This window comes from Mycolicibacter senuensis (assembly GCF_003284925.1).
Lineage (GTDB): Bacteria > Actinomycetota > Actinomycetes > Mycobacteriales > Mycobacteriaceae > Mycobacterium > Mycobacterium algericum_A.
The window spans coordinates 1-4423 of the sequence record NZ_QMEX01000212.1 but is presented as its reverse complement, the minus strand read 5'-3'; the positions used below and the strand labels follow the sequence as shown (position 1 = coordinate 4423).

Sequence of the window (4423 nt, the reverse complement as noted above, 5' to 3'; positions counted from 1 at the left end):
AACGCCGCCAGTGCGGCGCAGTCGGCGTCTAGGCGCTGCAGATCCAGGCCGGCTTCGCTGTCGTAGCGGTCGGCAAGCTGCCCGTCGTAGCCGGTGAGATCGGGATGGCCATAACCGCGCCGATGACACGCCGACACGTAGGCCTGGGTGTGGGCTACCGCTTCTCGGCCCTCGGCCAGCCGCGCGGCCACGTCGTATCGCGGCGCCACCTCAACCGACCCGATCCGCCGCAAACGACTCGGCGGCGCCGTAACGCGCCAGCCCGGCGCGCAATGCCGCGGCGATCTCGGTGCCCGCGCGCGACCAGCGCGTCAACTCCGGCGCCCAGGCGTCTAGCGCACGCCGCAGCGCCTCTCCCGCGGCGACATGATCACGTCCGGCAGCGCTACCGTCGAATACCAGCCCGCCCAACCGGATTCGGACGGCAACGTCGATCGCTGCCGCCGTGTCGTCCAAACAGTCCGCCACGCAGCGCAGCGCGGCGGCATCGAGATACAGCGGTTGTCGTCCCATAACGGATATGACGGCGCCGAAGCCCCCGCGGTTCCCTCAGTGCGGGATTCAGTGTCCGGTGCGGACCGTGTCGGCGACGCTGACCGCGATCTGGTGCGCGGTGTCCTCATCGGCGGCTTCCACCATCACCCGGACGAGCTGCTCGGTTCCGGAGGGCCGCAACAGGATTCGGCCGGTGTCGCCGAGCTCCTCCTCGGCGCGCCGGACCGCGGTGCGCACCGCCAGGCGGCTCACCGCGTCGGCTTTGTCGGCAACCTCGACGTTGATCAGCACCTGCGGCAGTGTGCGCATCGCCGCGGCCAACCCGGCGAGCGGAGTGCCGGTCTGGGCCACCCGCGCCATCAGGCGCAGGCCGGTGATGATGCCGTCGCCGGTGGTGGCCAGCTGCGGAAGCACGATATGGCCGGACTGTTCACCGCCGAGGGTGAAACCGCCGGCCCGTAGTTGCTCGAGCACGTAACGGTCACCGACGTCGGTGGTCTGCACGTCGATGCCCGCCTCGCGCATCGCCAGATGCAACCCGAGGTTGCTCATGACCGTGGCCACCAGGGTATTGCCGGCCAGTTCGCCGGCGTCCCGCATGGCCAGCGCCAGCACGACCATGATGGCGTCACCGTCGACCACATTGCCGGCCGCGTCGACGGCCAGGCACCGGTCGGCGTCGCCGTCATGGGCCAGGCCCAGGTCGGCGCCGTGGGCGAGCACCGCGGCACGCAACGGTTCCAGGTGCGTCGAACCGCAGCCCTCGTTGATGTTGAGCCCGTCGGGATCGGCGTTGATGGCGATCACGGTGGCACCGGCGGCCCGGTAGGCGCGCGGTCCGGCCTCCGACGCCGCGCCGTGCGCGCAGTCCACCACGACGGTCAGCCCGTCGAGCCGGGTCCGGTTGGATTCGCCGAGGTGGCGCAGGTAGCAGTCCAGGGCGTCCTTGGCGTCCACCACCCGGCCCAGCCCGGCGCCGACCGGTCGCAACCCCGGCCCGGCGGCGACCAGATCCTCGATCTGGTCCTCGGTGGCGTCGTCGAGTTTGTGGCCTCCCGGGCCGAAGAACTTGATGCCGTTGTCGGGCATCGGATTGTGCGACGCCGAGATCATCACCCCGAAGTCGGCTTCATAAGCGCTGGTCAGATAGGCCACCGCCGGCGTGGGCAGCACGCCGGCTCGCAGCGCGTCGACGCCCTGGCTGGTCAGCCCGGCGATGACCGCGGCCTCCAGCATCTCGCCGCTGGCCCGCGGGTCACGGCCGACGACGGCGACCCGACGCTCGGTGCCGGTGGACAGCCGCTGTGCGGCCGCACTGCCCAGGGCAACGGCGAGTTCTGCGGTCAGTTCGCGGTTGGCGACCCCGCGGACACCGTCGGTGCCGAAAAGACGACCCATAACTATCCTTTATCGCCGCGAGCGTGCGTGTTCCCGGTCCGACACGCCGGTGTGGGGCCGGAAACCCGCACTCTCGAAAGCAAGCCGGGGGTACCTCCCTCGTGCGGAAGATACCCCCAACTCGCTGCCAAAATGCAACCGCAGATCAGCGCTTGCTGTACTGAGGCGCCTTGCGGGCCTTCTTCAGGCCGTACTTCTTGCGCTCGGTGGCCCGTGGGTCGCGAGTCAAGAAGCCCGCCTTTTTCAGCACCGGCCGGTCCTCGGGCTGCACCAGGATCAGCGCGCGGGCCAGCGCCAGCCGCAACGCGCCGGCCTGCCCGGAGGGGCCGCCGCCGTCGAGGTGGGCGTAGACGTCGAAGCTCTCCAACCGGTCCACCGTGACCAGCGGAGCCTTGATCAGCTGCTGGTGCACCTTGTTGGGGAAGTAGGCCTCCAGGGTGCGCCCGTCCAGGTTGAACTTGCCGGTGCCGGGCACCAGCCGGACACGCACCACGGCCTCCTTGCGGCGGCCGACGGTCTGGATGGGGCGGCCCAGGTCGTGCGGCTCGTAGGCCGGTGCGGCGTCTGACTGCACCGCCACGGTCTCGTCGGCCTCAACAGCCTCAGTGACCTCAGGGGTCTCAGGGGTGCCTTCGATGTCGGTCTCGGTCATTGCGTCACCTGCTTGATTTCGTACGGGACCGGCTGCTGCGCGGTGTGCGGATGCTGCGGGCCGGCGTAGACGCGCAGCTTGCGCTTGATCTGGCGGCCGAGCTTGTTCTTGGGCAGCATGCCGAGGATCGCCTTCTCCACGACACGGTCGGGACGGGTCTCCATCAGCTCGCCGATGCTGCGCTTGCGCAGCCCGCCCGGGTAGCCCGAATGGCGGTAAGCCATCTTCTTCTGCAGTTTGTTGCCGCTCATGGCGACCTTGTCGGCGTTGATGACGATGACGAAGTCACCGCCGTCGACATTCGGCGTGAACGTCGGCTTGTGCTTGCCGCGCAGCAGCGTTGCTGCCGCGACGGCGAGCCGGCCGAGCACCACGTCGGTGGCGTCGATGACATACCACGACCGCGTGGTGTCACCCGCCTTCGGCGTATAGGTGGGCACAGCGCTTACCTCTCGTTATTCGGGTTGCAACCCGGTTCTGCGGATCCCGGTACGAGCCGGGTGCCGGTCCGGCGTGGACGGCGGGGGTGATTCTCGGCGACCGACAGTGACCCGAGGACCCGCTGCGCCAACAAGGCACCGCACGCCAACGGAGCAGCTTACCGGCGGTGATCCGGGCAGGTCAAAACGGGCGACAGCTCAATGGCGCCCTCACGGCCGGTGGACATGGCGGTGCGGCCCCGGCGGCTCTTTACCGATCGGGGCCACACCGTGTCCGGGGGCGGTCTCTCCTTACCTCCCCCAAGCCCCTGCCGCGCGGCGATCGGCGTCGGCGACGTCGGCGGCACCGTCGCGCACCGCGCGGCCCAAGTCGAACAGGATCTGGTTGAGCGCGCTGACGGCGTGCTGCCATCGCAGCTGCTCGGCGTGGTAGGCGTCGGCCGCTTCCCGGGTCCACACCTGCTGCAGCGGCGCGATCTGTGAGCGGAGTTGCTCGAGCGCGCCGTTGAGCCGACTGGCCGTGGAGTGGATCTCCTGGCGGACGGCGTATTCGATCTCCTCGAAGTTGTAGGACAGTGTCGCGTCCACGGCTGCTCCTCAGATTCCGTCGCCGGCGGCAGCGATGTGGTGCGAGTGGCTCTCGGCCACCTCTCGCAGTGCGCGCTCGTTGTGGCGGATGGTCTCGGCGATGCGCGCCAAGGCGTGGTGCAGTCTCAGCGATTCGGTGTTCCAGCGGTCCAGCACGTCCTGGAATCGGGCCGCGGCCATGCCCGACCAGACCGACGGCGGAACGGCCCGCATCCGGGCGACGAAGGATTGCAGCATCCCCCGGATCTCCTCGTTACGGGCGTCGGTGGTCGCCGCGACGGCGTGCATGATGTCGAAGTCGGCGCTGAGCGCGGTGGTGCCCGCGGGTCCTGGCGGTATAGCCACGTCTGTCCCTATCGTCGGTTGCCTTGGCTGATATGTAGTTCGACTCCGGTGGGCTCATTTCGGTTCCCGCCGATCAGCTCGCGGGCCTCACTTCCAGCGCATGGGCGGAACGCACCGCCTGCTCGCACACCGGGCGCAGTGCGTCGTCGTCGCCGGGTCCGCTCTGACACCCGATACCGATCCGCACCGCCCGGTCGACCAACACCGCCCAGTCGACGTGATGGCCGGCGCGAACCTCCCGATAGGTCACTGCCGGCCGTCCCGCGCTGCTGCCGGCGGGGTCGAAACCGACGAACACCCCGGGGGTTTCGGTGTCGGCGAGTTGCAGGCCCCGCTGCAGGGGTTCGGCGACCGCGGCCAGGGTGTCGGCGGCGGCCGGCGCCTGGGTGACGTGCAGCACCAGCCGCGGGTCGGTCGGCGACGTCACCTCCACCCGGGCCGATCCGGGTCCGGCAGCGACGGCGGCGCACCCGGGATCGGCACCAGCCGGGTGCCCTGCGGCGCA

7 protein-coding genes and 1 pseudogene are annotated in these 4423 nt (G+C 69.9%); all 8 read right to left on the bottom strand.

Features of this window, described 5'->3' with window-relative positions; translation table 11 throughout:
• Nucleotides 1–209 (bottom strand): annotated as a pseudogene (locus DQP56_RS22820) (hypothetical protein); the annotation flags it as partial.
• Nucleotide 210: 1 nt separating this feature from the next.
• On the bottom strand, nt 211–513 hold the full coding sequence (locus tag DQP56_RS22815) for a type VII secretion target (protein WP_112689287.1): 303 nt from the start codon (nt 511–513) through the stop codon (nt 211–213).
• Nucleotides 514–561: 48 nt separating this feature from the next.
• The gene (glmM, locus tag DQP56_RS22810) at nt 562–1893 is read right to left on the bottom strand and encodes a phosphoglucosamine mutase (protein WP_112689286.1); all 1332 of its coding nucleotides are present in this window, start codon (nt 1891–1893) and stop codon (nt 562–564) included.
• Between the two features lie 145 nt (nt 1894–2038).
• A complete protein-coding gene (rpsI, locus tag DQP56_RS22805; protein ID WP_112689284.1) occupies nt 2039–2545 on the bottom strand; it encodes a 30S ribosomal protein S9 in 507 nt (168 codons plus the stop codon).
• Entirely contained in the window at nt 2542–2985 is a 444-nt protein-coding gene (rplM, locus tag DQP56_RS22800) for a 50S ribosomal protein L13 (protein ID WP_085083157.1), read from the bottom strand. Before rplM ends, rpsI begins: the two co-directional genes overlap by 4 nt.
• A 291-nt stretch (nt 2986–3276) precedes the next feature.
• Nucleotides 3277–3573, bottom strand: a complete 297-nt coding sequence (locus DQP56_RS22795; protein ID WP_112689282.1) for a WXG100 family type VII secretion target — start codon at nt 3571–3573, stop codon at nt 3277–3279.
• Between the two features lie 9 nt (nt 3574–3582).
• Complete coding sequence (locus DQP56_RS22790) at nt 3583–3918, bottom strand: WXG100 family type VII secretion target (RefSeq protein WP_286167803.1); 336 nt, start codon at nt 3916–3918, stop codon at nt 3583–3585.
• Between the two features lie 73 nt (nt 3919–3991).
• The coding region (locus DQP56_RS22785; protein ID WP_112689289.1) for a type VII secretion-associated protein at nt 3992–4423 on the bottom strand (432 nt) is incomplete at its 5' end.